Annotated in this window: 19 protein-coding genes; 15 read left to right on the forward strand and 4 right to left on the reverse strand. The window is 72.8% G+C overall.

Going from position 1 to position 23,309, the window contains the following annotated elements:
- Positions 1-46: 46 nt before the first annotated feature.
- The 3 genes from AB0I42_RS06450 (at position 47) to AB0I42_RS06460 (ending at position 1,585) form a co-directional block, all read left to right on the forward strand.
- Positions 47-574 carry a DUF6244 family protein gene (locus AB0I42_RS06450; protein ID WP_357534750.1) on the forward strand — a complete coding sequence of 176 codons (528 nt, stop codon included), beginning with the start codon at positions 47-49 and terminating at the stop codon, positions 572-574.
- Between the two features lie 125 nt (positions 575-699).
- Positions 700-1,122 carry a hypothetical protein gene (locus AB0I42_RS06455; protein ID WP_357534872.1) on the forward strand — a complete coding sequence of 141 codons (423 nt, stop codon included), beginning with the start codon at positions 700-702 and terminating at the stop codon, positions 1,120-1,122.
- Between the two features lie 13 nt (positions 1,123-1,135).
- Positions 1,136-1,585, forward strand: a complete 450-nt coding sequence (locus AB0I42_RS06460) for a SitI3 family protein (RefSeq protein ID WP_357534752.1) — start codon at positions 1,136-1,138, stop codon at positions 1,583-1,585.
- A 163-nt stretch (positions 1,586-1,748) separates the two neighbouring features.
- Here the strand turns inward: AB0I42_RS06460 and AB0I42_RS06465 are convergent, their stop codons facing one another.
- A complete protein-coding gene (locus AB0I42_RS06465; protein ID WP_357534753.1) occupies positions 1,749-2,849 on the reverse strand; it encodes a winged helix DNA-binding domain-containing protein in 1,101 nt (366 codons plus the stop codon).
- Positions 2,850-3,118: 269 nt separating this feature from the next.
- Between AB0I42_RS06465 and AB0I42_RS06470 the strand changes: the two genes are divergently transcribed.
- The 5 genes from AB0I42_RS06470 (at position 3,119) to AB0I42_RS06490 (ending at position 8,854) form a co-directional block, all read left to right on the forward strand.
- Positions 3,119-5,362 (forward strand): ATP-dependent RecD-like DNA helicase, encoded by a 2,244-nt coding sequence (locus AB0I42_RS06470; RefSeq protein ID WP_357534873.1) that lies wholly within the window; start codon positions 3,119-3,121, stop codon positions 5,360-5,362.
- A gap of 52 nt (positions 5,363-5,414) precedes the next feature.
- Positions 5,415-5,849: a cold shock domain-containing protein gene (locus AB0I42_RS06475; RefSeq protein WP_357534754.1), complete on the forward strand. Its 435-nt coding sequence runs from the start codon at positions 5,415-5,417 to the stop codon at positions 5,847-5,849.
- 35 nt (positions 5,850-5,884) lie between these two features.
- Positions 5,885-6,709, forward strand: coding sequence for a metallophosphoesterase (locus AB0I42_RS06480; protein WP_357534875.1), 825 nt, complete (start codon positions 5,885-5,887; stop codon positions 6,707-6,709).
- A 1-nt stretch (position 6,710) separates the two neighbouring features.
- Positions 6,711-7,364, forward strand: a complete 654-nt coding sequence (locus tag AB0I42_RS06485) for a 4'-phosphopantetheinyl transferase superfamily protein (RefSeq protein WP_357534756.1) — start codon at positions 6,711-6,713, stop codon at positions 7,362-7,364.
- Between the two features lie 170 nt (positions 7,365-7,534).
- The gene (locus tag AB0I42_RS06490; RefSeq protein WP_357534758.1) at positions 7,535-8,854 is read left to right on the forward strand and encodes a hypothetical protein; all 1,320 of its coding nucleotides are present in this window, start codon (positions 7,535-7,537) and stop codon (positions 8,852-8,854) included.
- Positions 8,855-9,540: 686 nt separating this feature from the next.
- On the opposite strand, the gene AB0I42_RS06495 is transcribed toward AB0I42_RS06490, so the two are convergent.
- The 3 genes from AB0I42_RS06495 to AB0I42_RS06505 form a co-directional block, all read right to left on the reverse strand.
- A complete protein-coding gene (locus AB0I42_RS06495; protein ID WP_357534760.1) occupies positions 9,541-10,359 on the reverse strand; it encodes a fused MFS/spermidine synthase in 819 nt (272 codons plus the stop codon).
- Positions 10,360-10,385: 26 nt separating this feature from the next.
- On the reverse strand, positions 10,386-12,620 hold the full coding sequence (locus tag AB0I42_RS06500) for an APC family permease (RefSeq protein ID WP_357534761.1): 2,235 nt from the start codon (positions 12,618-12,620) through the stop codon (positions 10,386-10,388).
- Between the two features lie 123 nt (positions 12,621-12,743).
- On the reverse strand, positions 12,744-13,997 hold the full coding sequence (locus AB0I42_RS06505; RefSeq protein WP_357534762.1) for a hypothetical protein: 1,254 nt from the start codon (positions 13,995-13,997) through the stop codon (positions 12,744-12,746).
- A gap of 189 nt (positions 13,998-14,186) precedes the next feature.
- Between AB0I42_RS06505 and AB0I42_RS06510 the strand changes: the two genes are divergently transcribed.
- The 7 genes from AB0I42_RS06510 to AB0I42_RS06540 all read left to right on the forward strand — a co-directional run bounded on the left by AB0I42_RS06510 (position 14,187) and on the right by AB0I42_RS06540 (position 23,253).
- Entirely contained in the window at positions 14,187-15,446 is a 1,260-nt protein-coding gene (locus AB0I42_RS06510) for a PQQ-binding-like beta-propeller repeat protein (RefSeq protein WP_357534764.1), read from the forward strand.
- Between the two features lie 41 nt (positions 15,447-15,487).
- Entirely contained in the window at positions 15,488-16,810 is a 1,323-nt protein-coding gene (locus AB0I42_RS06515; RefSeq protein WP_357534766.1) for a PQQ-binding-like beta-propeller repeat protein, read from the forward strand.
- Positions 16,811-16,877: 67 nt separating this feature from the next.
- Positions 16,878-18,167, forward strand: coding sequence for a PQQ-binding-like beta-propeller repeat protein (locus AB0I42_RS06520; RefSeq protein ID WP_357534767.1), 1,290 nt, complete (start codon positions 16,878-16,880; stop codon positions 18,165-18,167).
- Positions 18,168-18,275: 108 nt separating this feature from the next.
- Positions 18,276-18,926, forward strand: coding sequence for a DUF1345 domain-containing protein (locus AB0I42_RS06525; protein WP_357534769.1), 651 nt, complete (start codon positions 18,276-18,278; stop codon positions 18,924-18,926).
- Positions 18,927-19,094: 168 nt separating this feature from the next.
- Positions 19,095-20,606 carry a YibE/F family protein gene (locus AB0I42_RS06530; protein ID WP_357534771.1) on the forward strand — a complete coding sequence of 504 codons (1,512 nt, stop codon included), beginning with the start codon at positions 19,095-19,097 and terminating at the stop codon, positions 20,604-20,606.
- A gap of 438 nt (positions 20,607-21,044) precedes the next feature.
- A complete protein-coding gene (locus tag AB0I42_RS06535; RefSeq protein ID WP_357534773.1) occupies positions 21,045-22,166 on the forward strand; it encodes an ROK family protein in 1,122 nt (373 codons plus the stop codon).
- 37 nt (positions 22,167-22,203) lie between these two features.
- On the forward strand, positions 22,204-23,253 hold the full coding sequence (locus AB0I42_RS06540) for an extracellular solute-binding protein (RefSeq protein ID WP_357534775.1): 1,050 nt from the start codon (positions 22,204-22,206) through the stop codon (positions 23,251-23,253).
- The last annotated feature ends 56 nt before the right edge of the window (positions 23,254-23,309 follow it).

A 23,309-nucleotide genomic window follows, 5' to 3' on the forward strand; every position in this document is an offset into this window, starting at 1 on the left:
CGGATACGTTGTAGCCCGGAGGCTGGAACCGTCGGGGGTGGATCGCGTGTCGCAGGTCGAGAAGATCACTGATGAGCTGCGGGCTCTGGCAGCGGGGGTCGAGGCGGCGCACAACCTGGCCGCGACGGCCGACAACCGGGCGCAGGAGGCGGCCGTACGGGCCACCGCCGCCGGGTTCATCGCGGTCGCGGCCGGCATGGCGCAGGTACGGTCCACGATCGGCAGCATCCAGAGTGGCCTGTCCGGCCTCGGGAAAACGTTCGGCCAGGCGGCGACGGCCTGTGCGGCCGTACCACGGCAGGCCTCCTCCGAGGAGACGATCTCGGTACTGGGGTCCGTGCAGGGGGAACTGGCCACCGCCCGCGACGCGGTGACCGCCACCGCCGGCCAGGTCGGCGAGGCGCAGCGACTGGTCGCGATGGTTCTGCGCGGCGGCGACCCCGGTCCGCTGCTGTCGGCGCTCGGCGGCATCCGGGAGGTGCTGGGCCAGCTCGGCCAGCGTGTCGCCACCGCCGGCGAGCAGGTGACGGCCGCGATCGCGGAGGCCCGGCGGCTGGGCGCGGCGGGAAACTGACCGGGGCTGGCGGCCCCACACCGGCCAGCCCTGCCGGCTCGACTCCACACCCGGTCGTCGGGGTGCCCTGGTCCCGGCCGGCAACCGGCGTTCCCGGCGGCAAACCGACCGGTCCCCGCACCAGTATCTCTCCGAAGGAGAAGCCACGGGAACGGCGTTCGTACGAACTGGAAAACGAGTGCGCCGATGTCTTGGCCGACCGGGGCTACCTGGTCCACCAGAACCCGACGCGGGTGGCGGTCGCGGAGGCCCGACGAAACACCGGGGACACCGGTAATCCGGAGAAGGCACCCGACTACCTGGTCGAAGGGCATGTCTTCGACTGTTACGCCCCGGAGGCCGAAACCTCCGTTCGGGGTGTCTGGACTGCGGTGGTCAGGAAGGTCAGGGAGGAACAGACCCAGCGTGTGGCAGTCCATCTCGCGGACTGGCGCGGTCGTCTGGTCGACCTGCAAAGACAGTTCGATGACTGGCCTGTGGTCGATCTCAAGGAAGTGGTCGCAGTGAAACGGGATGGTTCGATCGTGCAGATTCTGCGGACGGACTGAGGAGAGATTGGTTGTGTCGATCGATTATCTGTTGGCCCTGGCGACGGACATGTCGTTGGAACGGGTCGGTGAACTGGCCGCCGTGACGGTCGCGGAGCGACCGGCCCGGACCGGGTACGGGCGCCTTCTGGCCGGTGGGCAGCCCGAACGGGACGGGTATTCGGTGACCATCTACGGCGGGCGGCAGGGCTATTACGAGGCTCGGGCCGACCGCGGTACCCGGTGGCTGTGGGAGCCGGAAGACTACGTCGAACTCGCCTTCCACATGCGCAAGGACACCCTGAGCGACCTGGGTAGGCCCAACATGCTGAGGACGGTGGCCAAGGTGCTCGGTGGCACGGTGGAGGATGCGGCACTTCTGGTGAACAACGACGTTCTCCTGCTGACCCGGGTCGGTGGCGTGCTCCACAGACACAACCAGGAGGAGTGGGAGGAGACGGACTACCGCAATTTCCGCTACTGATGAGCGTCCGAGGCTGAACCTGTCCGACTGGGGCGGCGACCTGAAGGCGCTGCGGCGACAATTCGCCGAGTGGCCACTCCCCAACGTCAAGGAAGTGGTCGCGGGTGACACGTGGCGGTGCGATCGCACAGTTGCTGCGACGGGAAGCTGAGCGGGGTGCCGCTCACCCGGGAGAGGCGGCGACGCGTACCCGGTGGCTCTCGTCGTCGGACAGGAACGCCGCCACCTCCCGCCCCTGCTCGCCGACGGCGGTGCGGTCGGCCCGCGAGAAGCGGCGTAGCGGGGTGACGACCACGGTGCCCGCCTCGACGGTCCAGGTGGCGGCGACCCGGCCGTCGACCAGCACGACGCGCTCGCCGGCCACCGACAGCCCCCGGTGGACGTCGTCGATGATCCGGCTCCGGTCCTGGTAGCCGAGGATCGCGTTGTCGAACGCGGGCAGGAACCGCACGGGGGCCGGCGTGTCGGGGTCGGGGCGCGGTGCGTCGGGCAGGTCGAGCAGTTTGCGTCCGCGCTCGTCGCGGAAGGTCACCAGTTCCTCGCGGATCGCGGCCACCGCGGTCGGCAGCCCGGCCAGGCCGCACCAGGCGCGCAGGTCGCCGGCGGTCGCCGGGCCGTACGCGGCCAGGTAGCGCCGTACCAGCGCCTCGCCGACGGGGTCGGTGCCGTCCTGCGCCGGCGGGTCGATCTCACGTCCGAGCCACGAGGAGAGCAGTACGTTGCGCACTCCCGCCTTCGTACGCCACAGCCCGCGCGGCGGCATCTGCGCCACCGGTACGAGGGCGGCGACGACCATCTCACCGAGGGCCCGGTGGCCCGGTGTCGGCCAGCGCCCGGCGAGCGCCCGTACGACCTCGGCCATCGAGCGGGGCTCGCCGTCGGCCAGCACCGCCCGGCCCGCCGCGGCGAGTTCGTCGAGATCGACCCCGTCGAGTTCGCGGCGGTAGACGCCGAGTACCTGCTGGCGCAGCATGGCGGCGTGCCGGGCGCGCCAGGCCAGGGCGTCCTCGTCGGTGACGAGGTGGACGGTGCGGCGCATGAGGTGGACCCGCACCACGCGCCGTTCGGTCAGCAGCTCCGAGAGGTCCGCCTGGTCGAAGGCGCGCAGCCGTGACCAGAGCCCGACGAACGGTTCCTGCGGTTCCTGTGCCTGGAGGCCGCAGAGGTGCGCGACGGCGTCGCGTACGGGCAGGTCGGCGCGGTCGAGCAGCAACTGCCGGGCGAGTGTCGCGCGGTTGAGCGCCCTGGTGTCCAGTACGGTCATCGCGCGTCCTCGTGGTCGTTCTCGTCGGCTGGCACGAGGAGAAGCCTCGCAAGGGAAGCGGACAGGATCTGACCGCTTTTCCGGGTGACTCCGGAAATCATGCCCGAAGATCCCGGCCGCGAACGGGGCCGGCACCACGCGGCCGTGCGCCGGTGGGCGGCATCGGCTTGGCGGATGTCAGGGGTAGCCGGCAGCATGTCGGCGTGACCACGTCGCCGACCCGTACGTCCGGATCCTCCGCCCCGCCGGCCGGTCCGCCGCGCGGGGCCGTGCTGGAGGCGGTGCTGGAGCGGTTCACGTACGTCAACGAGGAGACCGGTTACAGCGTCGCCCGGGTCGCCACCGACCGCGGCGCCGACCTGCTGACCGTGGTCGGGGCGCTGCTCGGCGCGCAGCCGGGGGAGAGCCTGCGGTTGGTCGGCCGCTGGTCGAGCCACCCGAAGTACGGCCGCCAGTTCGACATCGAGTCGTACACGACGGTGTTGCCGGCCACGGTGCAGGGGTTGCGCCGCTACCTCGGATCGGGCCTGATCAAGGGGATCGGTCCGGTCTTCGCCGAGCGGATCGTCGACCACTTCGGGCTCGACACCCTCGACGTGATCGAGCAGACCCCGGCCCGGCTGGTCGAGGTGCCGGGACTCGGCCCGAAACGCACCGCGAAGATCATCGCCGCGTGGGAGGAACAGAAGGCGATCAAGGAGGTGATGATCTTCCTTCAGGGGGTCGGCGTCTCCACCTCGCTGGCCGTACGGATCTACAAGAAGTACGCCGACGAGTCGATCGCGGTGGTCCGCGACGACCCGTACCGGCTGGCGGCCGAGGTGTGGGGGATCGGCTTCAAGACCGCCGACACCATCGCCCGGGCGGTCGGCATCCCGCACGACAGCCCGCAGCGGGTCAAGGCCGGCCTGCAGTACACGCTGTCCGAGGCGGCCGACGACGGGCACTGCTACCTGCCCGCGCCCGACCTGGTCACCGACGCCGCGAAGATCCTCGACGTACCCGTCGACCTCGTCACCGGCTGCCTCGACGACCTGGTCGCCGAGGAGGGCGTGGTCCGCGAGCCGGTCCCCGGATCCGACGGCGCTCCGGTCGACGCCGTCTACCTGGTGCCGTTCCACCGGGCCGAGACGTCACTGGCCGGCACCCTGACCCGGCTGCTGCGCGACCGCGCCGACCGGATGCCCGCCTTCGCCGACGTCGACTGGGACCGGGCGCTGGCCTGGCTGCGTACCCGGACCGGCAACGACCTGGCACCCGAGCAGGAACAGGCGGTGCGGCTGGCGCTGACGTCGAAGGTCGCGGTCCTGACCGGTGGTCCCGGCTGCGGCAAGAGCTTCACCGTACGCTCCATCGTCACCCTCGCCGTGGCCAAGAAGGCCAAGGTGACCCTGGTCGCGCCGACCGGCCGGGCGGCGAAACGGCTCGCCGACCTGACCGGGCACCCGGCCGCCACCGTCCACCGGCTGCTCCAGCTCCGGCCCGGTGGCGACCCCAGCTTCGACCGCGACAACCCGCTCGACGTCGACCTGCTGGTCGTCGACGAGGCGTCGATGCTCGACCTGATCCTGGCCAACAAGCTGGTCAGGGCCGTACCGCCCGGGGCGCACCTGCTGCTGGTCGGCGACGTCGACCAGTTGCCGTCGGTCGGCGCCGGCGAGGTGCTGCGCGACCTGCTCGCCGCCGCGCCCGTCCCCCGGGTGCGGCTGACCCAGATCTTCCGCCAGGCGCAGCAGTCCGGCGTTGTCACCAACGCCCACCGGATCAACGCCGGCCGGCCGCCGGTCACCCAGGGGCTGACCGACTTCTTCCTCTTCCCGTGCGACGACACCGAGGCGACCGCGGCCCTGGCCGTCGACGTCGCCTGCGAGCGGATGCCGAAGAAGTTCGGCCTCGACCCGCGCCGCGACATCCAGGTCCTCACCCCGATGCACCGCGGCCCGGCCGGCGCCGGCACCCTCAACGGACTGCTCCAGCAGAAGCTGACCCCGGGCCGCGAGGGACTGCCCGAACGCCGCTCCGGCGGCCGGGTCTTCCGGATCGGCGACAAGGTCACCCAGATCAGAAACAACTACGACAAGGGCGTGGCCGGGGTCTTCAACGGCACCCTCGGCGTCATCACCGCCCTGTCGACCGAGGACCAGACCCTCCAGGTACGCACCGACGAGGACGAACTCGTCGACTACGACTTCGACGAACTCGACGAGCTGTCGCACGCGTACGCGATGACGATCCACCGCTCGCAGGGCTCGGAATACCCGGCGGTCGTCGTACCGCTGACCACCAGCGCGTGGATGATGCTGCAACGCAACCTGCTCTACACCGCCGTCACCCGGGCCCGGAAGATCGTCGTACTGGTCGGGTCGCGGCGGGCGCTCGCCGCCGCCGTGCGCACCGTCGGTGCCGGACGCCGGCACACCGCCCTCGACCACCGGCTCGGCCGTGTTCCGGGCGGTGCCGGCCCCCCGCCGGTCGCCGCGACCCGGGACGCGCTACGTGCCCTGACCCCCTAAGCTGTATCGCACCGATGCGGATGTTCGGGTGTAGAGGGTGGGTGGCAAAGCGGTGGCTGTCGGCAAGGTTCTGCGATTCGACGAGACGCGTGGATATGGGTTCATCGCGCCGGATTCCGGCGGGGAAGACGTCTTCCTGCACGCCAACGACCTGCGGGACGAGAAATACCTGATCCGCCCCGGGGTCGCGGTCGAGTTCGACCTCGAGGAGGGCGAGCGGGGGCTCAAGGCGTCGTCGGTCCGGGTGCTGGACCGCACCCCCCGGCGGCCGGCGGTGGCGAAGACCGTCGAGGCCCGCTTCGCCGGCAAGACGGCGAACGGCGAGGACGACGACGGGCTGTGCGACGTGCTCTCCGCCGACGAGTTCCGCAACGAGCTGACCGAGCTGCTGATCGACGAGGTGCCGTCGCTGACCGGCAGCCAGATCGCGCTGATCCGGCAGCGGGTCACCGGGCTGGCCCAGACGCACGGGTGGGTCGAGTCCTGACCTCGCCGACCACCCCGCCCCCGGCGGGCAAGCTGATGGCCATCAGCGACCTGCACATCGGTTACCAGGAGAACCGGGACCACGTCGCCGGGCTGCGGCCGGAGTCGCCCGCCGACTGGCTGCTCATCGCCGGTGACATCGCCGAGCAGGTCGCCGACGTCGAGTGGACGCTGACCGTGCTGGCCCGGCGCTACGCCAAGGTCGTCTGGGTCCCCGGCAACCACGAGTTGTGGACGCCCCGCGAGGACCCGGTGCAGGCCCGGGGCGTGCAGCGCTACGAGCACCTGGTCGAGCTGTGCCGCCGGCTCGGCGTCGTCACGCCCGAGGACCCGTACCCGATCTGGAACGGGCCCGGTGGCTCGGTGCTGATCGTGCCGATGTTCCTGCTCTACGACTACACATGGCGCCCCGAGCACACCCGCGACAAGCGGGAGTCGCTGGCGTACGCGTACGAGACCGGGATCGTGTGCACCGACGAGGTCATGCTGCACCCCGACCCGTACCCGACGCGGGACGACTGGTGCCGGGCGCGGGTCGACGAGACGCTGCGCCGGCTCGACGAACGCGAGCACCCCGATCTGCCGATCGTGTTCGTCAACCACTATCCGCTGGTCCGCGAGCCGACCCGGATCCTGCGCTACCCGGAGTTCGCCCAGTGGTGCGGCACCGACCTGACCGCCGACTGGCACACCCGATACCGCACCGCCGCGATGGTCTACGGGCACCTGCACATCCCGCGCACCACCTGGCACGACGGGGTGCGCTTCCAGGAGGTGTCGGTCGGCTACCCGCGGGAGTGGAAGCATCGCGGGCCGACCCCGCCGGCGCCGCGCCAGATCCTGCCGTACGAAGGACAGTGACGTGATCGAGCGGATCCTGCCGTCGACCGTGGTGGCCGTCGAGGCGTTCGACGATCCGCCGGGCGTCGTCCTCTTTCCCGAGGAGGAGGCGGCGGTCGCCCGCGCCGTCGACAAGCGGCGGCGGGAGTTCAGCACCGTGCGGCACTGCGCCCGCAGCGCGCTCGCCACCCTCGGGTTGCCGGCGGTGCCGATCGTGCCCGGCGAGCGGGGCGCGCCCGGCTGGCCGGCCGGGGTGCTCGGCAGCATGACGCACTGCGCCGGCTACCGGGCCGCGGTCCTCGCCCGCACCGGGGACGTCGTCTCGGTCGGCATCGACGCCGAACCGCACGAGGCCCTGCCGTCCGGGGTGCTCGACGCGGTCTCGCTCGAGGAGGAGCGCAAGCGCCTCGCCGAACTCGGCGCGGGCCGCCCGGAGGTCTGGTGGGACCGGCTGCTGTTCAGCGCCAAGGAGTCGGTCTACAAGACCTGGTTCCCGCTGACCGGCAGGTGGCTCGGGTTCGAGGAGGCGGAGATCGTGTTCGACGCCGACGCCGAGACGTTCACCGCCCGGCTGCTGGTCCCGGGCCCGGTGGTTGCGGGCGCCCCGGTCAGCGCCTTCACCGGCCGCTACCTGATCTCCGACGGCCTCCTGATCACCGCGATCGTCCTCCCGTAACCCCCGCGTCGGCGCCCCCGCCCCGCGTCGGCGCTGCTCGCGTCGGCGCGACTCGCGGCGCGATCAAGGGGATGCTTCGGGCATTCCGCCCCGATCCGGGGACGACAACTCCTTGATCAGCGCGGCGGTCGGGGCGAGGCGAGTTGCCCGCATTGCATTAAGATGCGTGGATGCGTTTTCGACCTGTAGCGGCCGCCGTGACGGTTTTGGCGGTCACCGGTGCCGCGCTCGCGGTGCCCACCCCCGCCCTCGCCGCCCCGGCGACGCTGAATCCGGCCAGGTTCACCCTCGACCAGGATTTCACCGCCTTCACCCCGGCGCTGGCCGCGCTGGACACCGCGCTGGCCGGGCGGCGGCGCAGCGTCCCGCAGGTGATGGACGCGGCCAACCGGGACCGCACCGCGCTGTGCAACCAGTCGACGTGGCAGGCGCTGCGGGACCGCTCCGGCGCCGACACGATCGGTTTCTGCTGGAACGACGGTGACGACGCCACCGCCCAGTGGTACCCGCAGGGGCTGACCACCACCCGGGAGGCCGTCGACGGCGGCCACTACGCCGGACGCCAACTGGTCGCCTCGGCCGCGTACCACAAGGGGACCGGGGTGACCCTCGACGGGCGCTGCCCGCGCGACCCCGAGGTGCCGCAGTCCGCCCGCCTGCCGATCAAGGGCGTACGACTGTCGCTGGTCGACTGGGACGCAGACTTCGCCAACACCTACCGCCACCTGCTGCTGGTCGAGCCCACCGTGGACAGTGCCGGGCGGGGGACGTACAAGCCGCTGCTGAGCAGCAACGGCGAGTCGCTGCACGCCGGCGGCATCGGCTGGTACGGCCAGCACCTCTACGTCGCCGACACCCGGGGCGGCTTCCGGGTCTTCGACTTCGAACGCGTCTACGAGGTCTCGACCGGGCTGGCCAATGCCGTCGGGCGGCAGTCGGACGGCAGCTACCACGCCTTCGACTACCGCTACGTCATGCCGCAGGTGGGCCGGGTCCGGCCGACCGGCACCAACGACCTGCGGTTCTCGTTCCTGACCGTGGACCGCGGCCCGGCCGCCGCCAACCGGGCCCTGGTCGTCGGCGAGTACGCCGAGGACGCCGCCACCGCCGCGACCGCCTCCCGGCTGGTCCGCTTCCCGCTCGGCGCCGACTCGAAGCTGACGACCGGCGCCGACGGGCGTACGGTCACCGCGACCGCCGCCTGGAACACCGGCTACCGGCAGATGCAGGGCGTCGCGGCGTACAACGGCAAATACTGGTTCGGCAGCAGCAACGGCTGCCGGGGCGGCACCGTGGCGTCGCACTTCGGCACGCTGCGGCACTGGAACAGCGGCACCGGCCGGACCGCGTCGTACACCTGGGCGTTCGGGCCGGAGGACCTGTCGTACTGGTACGACCCCACCGAGGGCGTCGCCGACTACCTGTGGACCCAGACCGAGTACGCCAACCACCGCGTCGTCGTCGCCGTGCCGCAGGCCGACTGGGACTGATCCCTCCGGCTCCGCGCCCGCCTTGGGCGGCACCTTGGCCGAGGCAGGCGCGTCGATCAAGGACAAAGCGTTCCGGGGCGGGCCTCTGGTTGCCGCGTGGTGCCCCTCTTCGGCCGGCGGCGGGATCGTTGGCGTGATCGTCTGCGGCTCAGGCGTTGCGGTCCCGGCGTGTCGAGTGCCGGAACCGCAGACGATCACAGCGGGCCGATGGATGCGGCGCCGACGTAGACGACCGGGCGGGCCGGTCGCCGCCTGCCGCTTCGGCGGAGACCGCCGGGTCGAGGTGGCCCGGCAGGAAGCCGGTTGCCGGGCGTCGAACGTCGGGGCGGGCGTGTCACTGTCGGGCGCCACAGCGAATTCGGCGTATCCACAGCGAAAACGCTGTGGACCCCGACAGTGATCCCGTCCCGCCGTCGCCAGACGCTCACCACCAGCCCATGCCCCCGCCGAGCGGGCGCCCCCGTTCCCGTCCCGGTCGGCTGAACGGGGCCACCCCCTCCCAGTCCGTCGATCGAGGGGATCTGGCGGACATTCCGCCCCGCCGCGACCACGTCTGCTCCTTGATCGACGGGCCAGGCCCATCGCGTCCCCGCCACGTTCTCGCGGTGGTGCGTGGGCAGGGGCGTGGGCCGGGGGCGTGGGCAGGGGTGTGTGTGGGCAGGGGTGTGTGGGCAGGGGGCGTGGGGTCAGTCGGGGGACGGGTGGGTGTGTGCGGTGAACTCGTCGAGCGACGGGCCGTGCAGCACGATGCCGGGTACCGGGTCGCGTAGCGCCGCCCGGACGAGCCGGTCGACCGGCAGCCGCCCCGCGGCGGCGGCCGCGGCCAGCACCACGTTGCCGTACCGCCGCCCGCGCAGCATCGTGCGGGCGGCGACCACGCACACGTCGCCGTAGGCGGCGCGCAGGGTGGCCGCCTGTACCCGGGAGAGGACCAGTGGTGGCAGGTCGGTGACGTTGAGGGTGTAGACGCCGTCGGGCGCCAGTATCCGGCGCAGCCCGGTGGCGAACGAGGCGGTCCCGACCCCGCCGGCCAGCCGGGCACCCCGGTAGACGTCGCCGACGACCAGGTCGAACGGCCCGTCGGCCGACCAGTCGACCACGTCGCGGGCGTGGCCGACGCGTACCCGGACGTCGTGGCCGGCGGGCAGCGGCAGGGCGCGGCCGACCAGTTCGACCAGGGCGGCGTCGCGCTCGACGACGAGTTGCGCCGAGCCGGGGCGGGTGGCGGCGACGTAACGGGGCAGGGTCAGCGCGCCGCCGCCGAGGTGCAGCACCCGCAGCGGCGCGCCGGCCGGGGCGACGGCGTCGACGACCGAGGCGATCCGGCGTACGTAGTCGAAGTGCAGGTAGGTCGGGTCGGTGCGGTCGACGTACGACTGGGGTACGCCGTCGACGAGCAGCGTGACCCCGGTCGGGCGCTGCGGGTCCGGCCGAAGTTCGGCCATCCCGAGGTCGACGACCTGCTCGACGCCGTCCTGTCGGGTCCGGCCCGTCCGTCTTCCCACGACGATGTACGGTAGCCGCCGGCCGGTCAGCGGGTGACGTGGATCGGCACGCTGGTGATCACCAGTCCGGGCCGGCCGCGCAGGGCCCGGCGCAGCCGGCGCGGGGTACCGCCGTGCAGCAGCCGGTGCCACCGCCGGCGTACCACGATCTCCGGCACCACGACCGTCAACGCGACGTCGGGGCGCAGTGCGTGCAGCGCCTCCAGGTAGCCGACGAGGGTGGCGATGACCGCCCGGTACGGCGACACGACGACCTCGAGCCGCAGGTGGTCGCCCCACGCCTGCCATTCGGCGCGGAACCGGTCGGCTTCGCCGTCGTCGGGACCGATGTGTACGGCGAGGCACGGCTGTCCGAGCGAGGCGGCGTACGCCAGTGCCCGCAGGGCGGCCAGATCCAGCCGCAGCACCGGTACGACGACGAGGTGTCGGACCTGCCCCGGAACCTCCTCGGCCTCCGGCCCGGCCGCCCGGTCCGTGGCCGCTGCCCGGCCCGTGGATTCGGCCCGCTCCGTGACCGTGTCCCCGTTGGGGGAGGGGCCCGGCCCGGGCGGTCGCGGTGTCAGCGCGGCCCGTACCGCGTCGTAGTGTGCCCGGATCCGCAGCGCCCCGAGGACCATCAGCGGGATGGCGATCACCACGACCCAGGCGCCCTCGGTGAACTTGGTGACCGCCGCGGTGACCAGCACCAGCGCGCACGCCACCGCGCCGGCGGCGTTGAGGGCCAGTTTGCGGGTCCAGTGCCGCTCCCGGTGCCGCCGCCAGTGCACGACCATGCCGACCTGCGACAGCGTGAAGGCCAGGAACACCCCGACGGCGTACAGCGGGATCAGCGACTCGGTGTGTCCCCGGAAGGCGACGAAGATGAGCGCCGACGTGCCGGCGAGCAGCAGGATGCCGTTGCCGAACGCCAGCCGGTCGTCCATGTGCAGGAAGCGGCGGGGGGCGTAGCCGTCGCGGGCCACGAAGAACAGCAGCCGGGGCAGGTCGTTGAACGCGGTGTTCGCGGCGAACATCAGGATCAACGCGGTGGCCGCCTGGACGAGCAGGTACCAGGGGCCGGTGGGGAACGTGGTGCGGGCGAGTTGCGACAGCAGCGTCTCGTCGGCGCGGGGGACCAGCCCGTTGAGGTGGAACAGCACGATCAGCCCGGCGAACAGTACGACCAGCATGAAGATCATCCAGGTCAGCGTGGTGCGGGCGTTGCGCCACTCGACCGGGCGGAAGATCGGCACCGCGTTGGAGATCGCCTCGATCCCGGTCATCGACGTGGCACCGGACGAGAACGCGCGCAGGACCAGCAGCAGGCCGACCCCTTCGGCGGCGGCGACCGGTGGCGGCGGCACCGGTGTGAAGCCCCGCCCGGCGGCGTCGGCCAGCCCGAACACGACGAGCGCGGCGATCGCGAGGACGAAGATGTAGGTGGGTGCGGCGAACAGGTTGCCGGCGGCGCGGATCCCGCGCAGGTTGCCGGCGACCAGTACGCCGATGAACAGCAGCCCGAGCGGCACGGTGAACGGGGCGAGGGCGGGGACCGCCGAGGTGACCGTGTGCACGCCGGCCGCGACCGACACGGACACGGTCAGGATGTAGTCCGTCATCAGTCCGACGCCGGCGGTGAGGCCGGCCCGGTGGCCGAGGTTGTCGCTGGCGACGAGGTAGGAGCCGGCGCCGTGGGCGTAGGCCGGGATCGTCTGCCGGTAGGAGACCCCGACCACGATCATGAGGCCGATCAGCGCGGCGGCCAGCGGCAGCGACAGGCCGAGGGCGGCGGTGCCGGCGAGCGCCAGCACGGTGAGCATGGCCTCGGGGCCGTACGCGACCGAGGACAGCAGGTCGGAGGAGAGCACCGGCAGCGCCACCAGCTTGCGCATGCGTTCGCGGACGAGGGCGGTGCTGGCCAGCGGCGGGCCGAGGAGGAGCCGGCGGAGGCGGACCAGCGCCCGGCCGGCGGCAGAGTCGGGGGCGGGGGCCGGCGTGGTGGTCACCAGTTCGTCACGTCCGGGGTGGTCCGGTGCGGCCCGGAAGAGCCGGATCGGCGCCAGCCGGGCGAGCCGGGTGGGCCGGGTGTCGGGGGCGAGGCCGAGCGCCGGGTCGACCGGCATGGGGGCGTCGCGGCCGGCCCGGCCGGGGACGGTGGCCGTCCACTGTTCGCCGATGCGGTGCAGGGCGGCCCGTTCGTTGTCGGTCAGGGCGGGAAACTCGGCGTCCGGGTTGAGCGGGCTGGCGGCCGGGGCGTTCCCGTCCCGCCCGTCGCTGCCCATCCGACCGCCCCGCGTCCGTGTCCGCCCGCCGGCGGCTCGCGTACCCACGGACGCGCGGAACACACCGCCGGAACGCGACGGGCCCGCGCCGATCCCCGGCGCGGGCCCGTCGTCGTCCGGCGGTCAGCTCACGGTGATCGTTCCGTTGCCGGAGCGGACGCAGGCGACCGTACGGTTGGCGGTCGCCGCCGCGCCGGAGAGGCACTGCCCGAGTACGGCGTGTCCGGCGGCGTTCGGGTGCCACGACTCCTGGCAGGTCTGGAAGTACGTGACGCAGGCGTTGGCGATCCGCTGGATCGCGATCTTGTCCTTGCCGGAGAGACTGGTGACGAAGGACCCGGTCGGCCCGTCCATCAGCCGGATCGGCGTGGCCAGGGTGCCGGTCGGGCTGCCCGTGTTCTCGCACAGCCGGGCACCGTCGAAGGCCCGCTGCACGTTGAGGTAGACCAGGTCGGCGCCGGGGAACTCGGCCGACAGCGTGGTGTGCGCCGAGCGGACCAGGTTGCCGAGGTTGCCGGAGAAGATGTGGCCGGCGGACAGGCTGGCCCGGTGGATCGGGCAGCCGGCGGCGTACCGGACGGCGCCGAGGTCGCGGAACTTGTCCCGGCTGTCGTCGCGGCCGTCGGCCTTGTGGTAGGCGGCGTTCAGGTCGAACGGCAGCGGGTTGGTGTAGTCCTGGAAGACGACCCGGTGCTGCCCGTCGGCGTCGATCTCGGCGAGCGTGGTGAGCAGGGCCCGGATCGCGGTGGTGGTCTCGGCGCCGGCCGCCGCCATCTGGGCGTCGGTGGCCAGGTCGCCGGAGGCGCAGGGGGCCTGCTCGACCGGGCCGCCGAGGTAGGCCCAGAACTCCCACCAGCCGGTCCAGGCGTCGGCGATGAACCGGTTGGCGCACTTGGTCGCCACGTCGCCGAAGGTGAACGAGCTGTTGTTGGAGCCGAGCCCGATCAGGACCAGGTCGATGTCGTGGGTCTGCCCGACGGCCCGCAGCTGGTCGAGCTGTGACTTGACCGTACGGCCCTTGTCGCGGGTGTTGGACGCGCTGGCGATGTCGTACGGGCGGCCGCCGGAGCAGGCGAGGTTGAACCTGGCCTGGATGCCCGGCAGGTTCGCCTGGTGCAGGGAGGCGTTTGCCGAGCGGTGGCAGAAGTAGGCGTTGCTGTTCGGCGCGGACCAGCCGGGGAAGTTCTGCGCGACGCCGTTGACGTCGGCGACCGGGGCGTAGGCGCCGGCGCCCTCGCCGCTGACGAAGCTGTCGCCGAGCGCGACCGCCGCGGTGGGCAGGCTGGCGACCTGGGCGGGTGCGGCGGACGCGGGTGGACCGCCGACCAGGGCCACCGTGATGAGTATGGCGGCGGCGATCGCTGTGCGACGAAACATCGAGGGATCTCCAATCCAAGCATCGAAACGTGAAAGATTCTCCGCAATCGCGATCAGATCATGCGTGGCGAACATCGTCAATGGCTTGCCGCCGCTGGTAAAGGCGGGTGTCGATGCGGGTCGGTACGGTGCCGGCCAGCCGGGACCGGGGGCTAGGCTGTCCGCCTTCGAATGTGGATGGAGGCCGTGGTGTTCGAGTTCCGGTCCGGTGCCGCCCGCGACAGGTCCCGCTCCGCACCACCGTGGGATCGCCGCCTGCGCACGGCCGCCGCGGTGCTGGCCGTACCGCTGGTGTTCACGGCCTGCGGCACAACGGAGACCGAGCGGCCGGAACCGGCGGAACTGGTGGAGGAGGCCGTCGTGAAGTCCTCCGAATACCACCAGCACCTGCTCGCCGGCGACGTCGTCTACAGCCTGCGGACCACCGGCGACCTCGCCGCGCACGACCTGCCCGGCGGCGCGCAGCGGTGGACCGCGTCGGTCCGCGACCTCACCGGACCGAGCGGATCCTCCAGCGAACTGGCGATGACGGCCCGCGCCGGGCTGCTCGTGGTGACCGGGCCGGAGGGCACGACCGTCCACGACGCCGCCACGGGCCGTACCCTGTGGACCGGCCCGGACCGGTTCGAGCGGTTCACCGCGACGACGGGCCTGGTGTCCGCCCCGATTCCGGCCGACGTCGAGCTCGACAACGACGGGCGCGGAATGCACGCCGTACGGGCGGTCGACCTGGCCACCGGCGCCGAACTCTGGACCTCGCCACCGGTGTACCACTGGGCCCCACCCACCGCAGCCGACGTCGTCGTCGTGTGGACAGAGGACCGGTCGGTCGAAACCCGCGACGCCCGCACCGGCGCGGTCCGGGGCCGCCACGACGCCACCCCGGGCGGGCCGACCCCGATGCCCGTCGTCGGCGCCGGCCTCGTCGCCGTGCAGGAGGACACCGCGGTGACCGGGTACGACCCCGACACCCTCACTGCGCGCTGGCGCACCACCGTGCCGGCGGGCGCGCGGCTCGTCGGCAACTGCGGTACCTACCTGTGCCTGGTCAGCGGCGGCACCGAGACCGGATTCCTCGACGCCGGGACCGGCGGGCCCGTCGGTGGCACGCTCCGGTTCGGTCTGCCGCTCGACTGGTCCGGGCACGTGGTCACCGACCCGGCGGCGACCGGGCAGCGGGCGATCGTCGACCCGCGCACCGGCGACGCCGCCGTCGACCTGACCGACTGGCCGGTGGTGAGCGCGCCGACCCGGACCGTCGCCCCGCTGGTCGCCGCCCGCGACGCCGACCCGGACGGCGGCATGCTCATCGCCGTCGTCCAGCCCGGCGAGACCTCCGCGCGGGAGTTCAAGTCGGTACCGTACAAGCTGGTCGACTGCTATCCCTCGGAGACGCACGTCGCCTGCCGGACCGATGCCGACGAGTTGCGGGTCTGGCGCTACCGCTGATCACTGCCGGTGTCGGCACCGAGATCGACGGAGGTGCGGCGATGACCGTGATCGAACTCGGGCTGCGGGAACACGAGCCGGAGGCCGAGCCGTCCCGGCCCTCGCGTGCGCGGCAGTTCCGCACCGCCCTCGCCGTGGTGGCCGTGCTCCTGGTCGGGCTCGCCGCCGGATCGGCGCCCCCGGTGCGGCCGCGGCTGACCGAGATCGCCGTCGTACCGACCGCCCCGGCCTACCGGCACGTGCTGGCCGACGGCGTGCTGTACAGCCTCGGCGCCCAGTACGGCGAGACGTCACGCACCCTGAGCGCGCACGACCTGCGCGACGGATCCGTACGGTGGCAGGTGCCGGCCGGCGACAACATCCTCGGGCGGGCCGGACTGTGGGTCAACCTGTTCCTCCAGGTCGACGGCGACTGGGTCCTGCTCAACAACGCCGACTCGACGATCGGCGTCGACACCGCCACCGGCCGGACACTGTGGACGGCCCGGCACCGGATCATCCCGACCGGCACCGACGGCATCGGCTACAGCAGCCGGCCGGTGCTGGCGGGCGGGGACGGCGCGCCGGTGGTCGCCCCGATCGGCGACTATCCGGAGGAGGACCTGCGGGTCCTGCTGCGCGGCTTCGACCTGGGCACCGGAACCGAGCTGTGGGTCTCGCCACCGGTCCGGTCCGGGGAGGCCCTGCCCGGCGTGGACGGGGCGCTGCTGGTCGTCACCGCCGAGAACCGGGCGGAGGTGTGGGACGCGCGCACCGGGGCGGCCCGGCAGCGGATCACCGGCCCGGGCGTCCGGACCCGTGCCGTCACCAGCGGTGGCGGGCAGATCTACGTCACCGACGAGACGTCGACCCTGACCGCGTACGCCGCCGACACGCTGGAGCGGCGGTGGCGGGTACCGGTGCCGCACAGCAACGGCGAGGGCATACCCTGCGGCCGGTACGTCTGTTACTGGCAGCCCCCCACCGAAGGACCGGGGCGGGGCAGCACGATCCTCCTCGACGCCGCCGACGGCCGGCCGGTGGGCGCCATGGTGGACGGCTGGCTCGCCGAGGAGAGCGGCGGCCACCTGATCAAGCGCGACGAGAACGGCGTCCCGGTGCACACCGTCGACCCGGCCACCGGCCGTACCCTGATCGACCTGACCGGCTGGCCGGACCCGGTCTGGTCGGACGAGCGGTCACCGCTGCTGCTGAGGCGCAGCGGCGACGGGCCGCGGCAGTGGTTCGGGGTACTCGAGCAGGGCGACACCCGGGTCAGCCTCCTCGGGTCGGTGCCCCACCAGTCCTACCGCTGCCAGTCGTCGGCCACCCACGTCGCCTGCCAGACCGCGCCGGAGGAACTACGCGTCTGGCGCTACCGCTGAGTCCGGCGCCGGTGTCCCACGGCCCGCTACGCTACGCGCCGGCGTTCGTCACGGTCGGGGAGGTTCGGTGTCCACGGTGATCGACCTCGGGGTGCCCGCCCTCGACGGGGAGCGGCCCGCCTCGGCCCGCCGGCCGGCCGCCCACCACCGGCGTACGGTGCTGGCGGGGCTGACCGCGCTGCTGCTCCTGGTGACCGGTGGCGCCGAGCCACCGGCGGAGCCGGCGCTGGTCGAGGTGGCGGTGGTGCCGACCTCGCCGATGCACAACCACACCCTGGCCGGCGACCGCCTCTACAGCGCCGAACTCGACCCGCGCCGCGGCGGGCGCGTCGTCACCGCCTACGAACTGGGCGACGGCGCGGCGCGCTGGACCAATGTGGTCGAACCGCCGGCCGGCGCCGACAGCCTCGGCCTGGACATCGACCTCGCGGTCTGGCCGACGGGTGAGCAGCTCCTGGTCAGCAGCCACGACGGCACCTCCGGGCTCGACCCGGCGACCGGCGAGGTCCGGTGGTCGACTCGGCCGGGCATCCTGGACCACGGCGGTCACGGGGTGGGGCTCAGCCTGGCACCGCCCACCGACCCGGCGGTCGCCCCCGGCGACGGCCGGGGGCAGGTGCTGCGCGGTGTCGACCTGGTGACCGGGGCGGAACTGTGGACGTCGGGACCGATCGGGTCCGGCCGGTTCCTCACCGGCGCGACCGGGGCGCTTCTTGTCGTCGAGACCGTCGACCAGGGCGTCGAGGTCCGCGATCCACGCACCGGAACGGTCCGGGCCGCGCTGGGTGCCGAGCCGGGACGATGGCGAAGCGTCGCCGGCAACGTCGACGACCTGCTCATCGTCGTCTTCCTCGGCGAGGTCACCGGGCACGCGGTCGACACCCTCGACACCCGCTGGAGCTTCACGTCGCCGTCCGGACGGGGTGTGACGGCGGCCTGCGGCCCCCACGTCTGCGTCCGCGGCGACGGCCGGCTGACGCTGGTCGACGCCGCCGACGGCACGGTCCTCGGCGCCATCCCGCGGACCGGCAGCCCCCGGTACCGGGCCGGCCACCTGCTGATCCGCGACGGGGCGGGAGACGGCGGGACCATGCGTTCCCTCGCCCCGGACGGCCGTACGCTGATCGAGATGCCCGGCTGGGTGGAACTGGCCGAGTCGCCGGAGACGGCACCGGCGATCCTGATCCGCCGGGACGGCGACGGGCAGCGCTCGTCGTTCGCGCTGCTCGAACCCGGCGCGACCACCCTGCGCTTCCTCGGTACGGTCCCGTACCCGGTAAACGACTGCCGGTCGACCCCGACCCACATCGTCTGCCAGGTCGGTCCCGACCGGCTGCGCGTCTGGCGCTACCGCTGAACCCGCCGCCGGGCGGATCCGCGCGGAACGGCGCGATCATGCCGACGGGTCGGGCAGGGTGGCAGGCGGGGGAGGGGCGACGCCCGGCTCGGGAGACCGGACGACGCGATGACGGAAGCAGGCGACGACCGGCCGAGGGCGTCGGTGACCCACCTCGCGGTCATCGCCTCCTTCGGCCTGGTCGCCGGGGTGGTGGCGGCGGTGCTCCACTCGCCGCTGCCCGCCCCGCTCGTCGGCTGGGACGTGACCGCCGCCGTCTACCTGATCTGGGTCTGGTCCGCGATCTGGCGGATGGACGCGGCGAAGACCGCCCGGTTGGCGTTGCGTGAGGATCCGAGCCGGGGCGTCACCGACGTGCTGCTGCTCGCCGCCTGTGTCGCCAGCCTGGTCGCGGTCGGGTTCGTGCTGGTCGGCGCGAGTGCCCGCGACGGCCGGCTCACCAACCCGTACGTCGCGGCCGGGGTCGGCAGCGTCGTGCTGTCCTGGGCCGTCGTGCACACCGTCTTCACCGCCCGCTACGCCCGTCTCTACTACACGGGGCCGGACGGCGGCATCGACTTCCATCAGCGGGAGGCGCCCCGCTACGCCGACTTCGCCTACGTCGCCTTCACCATCGGCGTGACCTTCCAGGTGTCCGACACCAACATCACCGACAGCGAGATACGTGCCACGGCGCTGCGGCACGCGCTGCTGTCGTACCTGTTCGGGGCGGTGATCATCGCGGCGGCGATCAATCTGATCGCCGGCCTGGCCCGGTGAGGCCGTCGGCCGCGCGGTGCCCGGCGGGCCTGCCGCGATCGGCTAGGCTCGGCGCTGCCCCGACGCGGACGCCCAGGTCATCGGCACAGGTGACGGTGCGGGCCGGCGCGGCGGGGTGGCCGGCGCCGGTCGGAGCCGCCGGCCGGCGGGACGACCGGAGAGGGCTACGTGACCGACGACCGATGGGCCACGCGGGACGATCCATGGGCGGATCGGGGGCCGCAGACCTGGGACCCGGGCACCGACGACCGTACGCCGCGCCAGCGTCGCGCCGAGCCGCCGCCGGTCGCCGCGCTGGCCGGTGAGCCGGCCGGACCGGGCTGGCCGCAGCCCGCGGCGCCCCCCGCGGACGGCGGACACCCACATCCGCCGGCCGGCCATCCCGCCCCGTCGGACCGGTCCGGTCCGCCGGTGGTCGAGGACCGGCAGCCGGTTCCGGCCGGTGGTGGTCAGCCCGACGCGCCGGCGCCGGTCGGTCACCACCACCACGGACCGGCCGGGCCGGCGTCGGCACACACCCGCCGGGCGGTCTTCGCCATCCTGATCCCGGCGGCCGTGGCGACCCTGGTCGGGCTGCTCGTGCTCTGGCCGGGCGACCGGGCCACGCCGGCCGCCGCCGATCCGACCGAACGGGCGTACGGCGAGGTCGTGCGGGTGGTCGAGGAGCCGTGCCCGGAGGGCGACCCGTCGGTCGGCGAGTCGACCGAGGACCCCGGCGGGCTCGCCGGCTGGCCCTGCGGCACCGCCGACGTACGGGTCACCGAGGGTGCCGGCACCGGCCAGACCGCCACCGTCGAGCTGCCCCGTGGACCGGGTGCGCCCAGCGTGGCCGTCGGTGACGACGTCGTGCTGCTGGTGCTGGAGGGGATGGTGCCGGGCAGCGTCGCCTACACCATCACCGACCACCAGCGGGGCCAGCCGATGATCTGGCTGGTCGCCCTGACCGCCGCCGTGATCATCGGATTCGGGCGCTGGCGGGGGGTCAGCGCCATCGCCGGGCTCGTGGTCAGTTTCGCCGTCCTGCTGCTGTTCGTCATCCCGGCGATCCTGGCCGGCTCGTCGCCACTGCTGGTCGCGGTCGTCGGCGCCGCGACGATCATGTTCGCGGTGCTCTACCTGACCCACGGCACCAGCGTGCACACCTCGGTGGCGATCCTCGGTACGCTAGCCGCCCTCGTGCTGACCGGACTGCTCGGCGCCGGCTTCACCGCGCTGACCCAGCTGACCGGGATCGGCAGCGAGGAGAGCGCCTACCTCGCGGTGATGCAGGGCAACGTCGACATGCGCGGTCTGCTGCTGGCCGGCATCATCATCGGCGCGCTGGGCGCCCTGGACGACGTGACCGTCACCCAGGCGATGACGGTCGCCGAGCTGTCCCGGCACCCGATGTCCCGGCGGGACCTGTACCGGGCGGCGGCCCGGGTCGGGCGGTCGCACGTCGGGTCCGCGGTCAACACGCTGGTGCTCGCGTACGCCGGCGCGTCCCTGCCGCTGATGCTGCTGATCGCCGCCGGTGGCCAGGACCTGGGCAACCTGCTCACCAGCGAGTTCCTCGCCGAGGAGATCGTCCGCAGCGCGGTCGGCACGATCGGCCTGGTGGCCGCGGTGCCGATCACGACCGTGCTGGCGGTGCTGGTGGCCGAGTCCCGTCGTACGAAGGCCACCACCGCCGCCGGCTGAGTCGCCACCGCCTGAGCGCCAGCGGGCCGTCCGGACGTGACGGCCCGCTGGCGCCCGTCGTCGTGCGGGGCGCCGGGCGGAGCGCCGTGTCTGTCGACAGTGGTCGGTCGGCGTGTCGATGACGGCCGATCAGGGGTGGCAGCGCGCGGAGGGTCCGGGCACACTGCCGAGTGCTTTCGTCCGGTGCTGGCAAAGATCGTTTACGGGCGTACGTCAATCCTCCGGACACCTTTTGTTTCTTTCCAGAAGGAAGCAATCGGAGTCCGGGCGGGGCGGTCATCAACGCCGTCTGCCGCCCGGCATCCCCCGGAGTGCGACGTTCGTCCTGTTCAGTAGCGTGGCACCGGCCGTTCGAGATCAACCCGTGACTTGACGTCCATAGTTCGTTCGCCGTAGGAAGAAAGTGTGACCGACGTGGTGACTCCACCAAGCAGCCCCGTGAGCCGGGAACGGGCGCGTGAGATCAAGCGGATTTCCGTGATCTCCACCGCCCGGCAGGTGCGCGTGCTCTCCCGTGCGGAACTGACCGAGCTGACCGGGCTCAGCCCGGCCACGCTGACCCCGCTCGTCCGCGAGCTGATCGCCGAGGGCTACCTCGTCGAACGGGGCACCGCCGCGTCGCGGTCGGGCCGGCCCCGGACCATGCTCGAATTCAACCCGCGCGCCGAACTCGTCGCCGCCGTGTCACTGGAGTCCTCCCGGATAAGTTGCGAGATCGCCGACAGCGACGGCGCGGTCATCGCCCACCGCACCGCCCGGCTCGGCGCCGACGTCGTCGAGACCGTCTGCGCGTTCGTACCCGAACTGGTCGGCGCGGCGCTGCCGTCGCTGCGTGGCGTCGCCATCGCCGCGCCCGGCGTCTCCTCCGACGGCGGGGTCCGGCTCGCCCCGTCGGTCGGTCTGGTCGAGGACCGGCCGATAGGAGAATCGGTACGACAGCGGCTCGGCGTGCCGGTCGTCGTCGACAACGACGTCAACCTGATGGCCGCCGGCGAACACGCCGCCGGCGCCGGGGCCGACGTCGACGACCTGCTGCTGCTGCACGTCGCCGACGGGGTCGGCGCCGGCCTCATCCTCGACGGGCGGGTCCGCCGGGGCGCCGCCGGTGCCGCCGGCGAGGTCGGGTTCCTGCCGCTGGACGGCGAGGAGCGCGGCTTCGACGGCGTCGGCCCGTTCGAGGCCCGTTGGTCGGAGAACGCCATCGCCGAGCGGGTCGTGGCGTTGCGTCCCGGTCGCCGTCCGGCCGAGGCCGTGCGTACCCTCGTCGAACTGGCCGGCAGCGAGCCGGCCGCGGCCGACTACCTGGCCGAGGTCCTCGAGGCCTGGGCCCGCCTGATCGTCTCCTGCGTCTGCGTGGTCGACCCCGGCCGGGTGCTGCTCAGCGGCGCCGCGGCACAGCTCGACGACGCCGCGCTCGACCGCCTGCAGGACCTTGTCGCCACCCGTGCCCCCGCGGCGACCGACGTGCGCCGGGCCGTGCTCGGCGACCGGGCGGTCCTGCACGGCGCGGTCAGCTACGCGCTGTCCGCCGCCGCCACCCACCAGTCCTCCCCGTCGTAGTTCCCATCCCCGCTAGTTCCCTTCACCGGAGGTTCCCATGAGACGTCGCCTAGCTCTGGCCGGCGCGCTCGCCGCGCTCATGACCGTCACCACGGCATGTGGCGGAGGCGGTGACGACACGTCGTCGTCGTCCGAATCGGTCGAGAACATCGTCATCTACACCGCCCGTGACAAAAAGGTCACCGACTTCGTCATCGAGAAGTTCACCGCGGCCAACCCCGAATACCAGGGCAAGGTCGAGGTCCTGAACATGGGCGCCCAGGAGATCCTGGAGCGGGTCCGCGCCGAGAAGGCCAACCCGCAGGCGGACGTCTGGTGGGGCGGCACCCAGCAGGGCCTGTCGGCCGGCGCGGGCGAGGACCTGCTCGCCCCCTGGCAGCCCACCTTCGCGCAGGGCATGGACGCCAACTACAAGGACGCCGAGAACCGCTGGTTCGGCGAGATCCTGCTGCCGCAGGTCATCGTCTACAACAACAAGGCGGTCACCCCGGAGCAGGCGCCGAAGGACTGGGACGACCTGATCACCCCGGCCTGGAAAGACAAGATCATCATCCGGGACGTGCCGGCCTCGGGCGGCATGCGCTCCATCTACTCGTCGATGATCCAGCGGTTCTCGCCGGACGGCTCCAACCCGCAGCCCGGCTTCGACTGGCTGCTCAAGCTCGACGCCAACACCGCCGACTACGCCGCCAACCCGGCCGACCTCTACCTGAAGCTCTCCCGCGAGCAGGGCGTGGTCAGCGCCTGGAACCTCCAGGACGTGCTGCTCCAGGCCAACCAGTCGAACATGCCGTTCGGCTACGTGATGCCGGCCTCCGGCGCGCCGATCCTCGTCGACGGCGTCGCCGCGGTCAAGGGCGGCAACAGCACCGGGGCCCAGAAGTTCCTCGAGTTCATCTACGAGGACGGCCTGCGCGCCGACCTGGCCCGTGACTACTTCCAGATCCCGGCCGTCGAGATCGCCGAGCAGCCGCAGTGGCTGACCGAGCTCGACCTCAAGCCGATGAACGTGGACTGGTCCGTGGTCGCCGCGAAGGAAACCGAGTGGATCAACCACTGGAACGCGGAGATCAAGAACAAGGGCTGACGACCGGTACGCGGCCGGGCCCGGCACCGGCCCGGCCGCGCACCACCCGCGCCCGC

Source organism: Polymorphospora sp. NPDC050346, from assembly GCF_040655695.1.
GTDB lineage: Bacteria > Actinomycetota > Actinomycetes > Mycobacteriales > Micromonosporaceae > Polymorphospora > Polymorphospora lycopeni.

Bases quoted from the DNA above. Each gene is read 5' to 3' on its own strand.
- AB0I42_RS06540 (WP_357534775.1), top strand. From the start codon at position 22,204: ATGAGACGTCGCCTAGCTCTGGCCGGCGCGCTCGCCGCGCTCATGACC.
- AB0I42_RS06465 (WP_357534753.1), bottom strand. From the start codon at position 2,849: ATGACCGTACTGGACACCAGGGCGCTCAACCGCGCGACACTCGCCCGG.
- AB0I42_RS06505 (WP_357534762.1), bottom strand. From the start codon at position 13,997: ATGTTTCGTCGCACAGCGATCGCCGCCGCCATACTCATCACGGTGGCC.
- AB0I42_RS06500 (WP_357534761.1), bottom strand. From the start codon at position 12,620: ATGGGCAGCGACGGGCGGGACGGGAACGCCCCGGCCGCCAGCCCGCTC.
- AB0I42_RS06515 (WP_357534766.1), top strand. From the start codon at position 15,488: ATGACCGTGATCGAACTCGGGCTGCGGGAACACGAGCCGGAGGCCGAG.
- AB0I42_RS06480 (WP_357534875.1), top strand. From the start codon at position 5,885: ATGGCCATCAGCGACCTGCACATCGGTTACCAGGAGAACCGGGACCAC.
- AB0I42_RS06490 (WP_357534758.1), top strand. From the start codon at position 7,535: ATGCGTTTTCGACCTGTAGCGGCCGCCGTGACGGTTTTGGCGGTCACC.
- AB0I42_RS06525 (WP_357534769.1), top strand. From the start codon at position 18,276: ATGACGGAAGCAGGCGACGACCGGCCGAGGGCGTCGGTGACCCACCTC.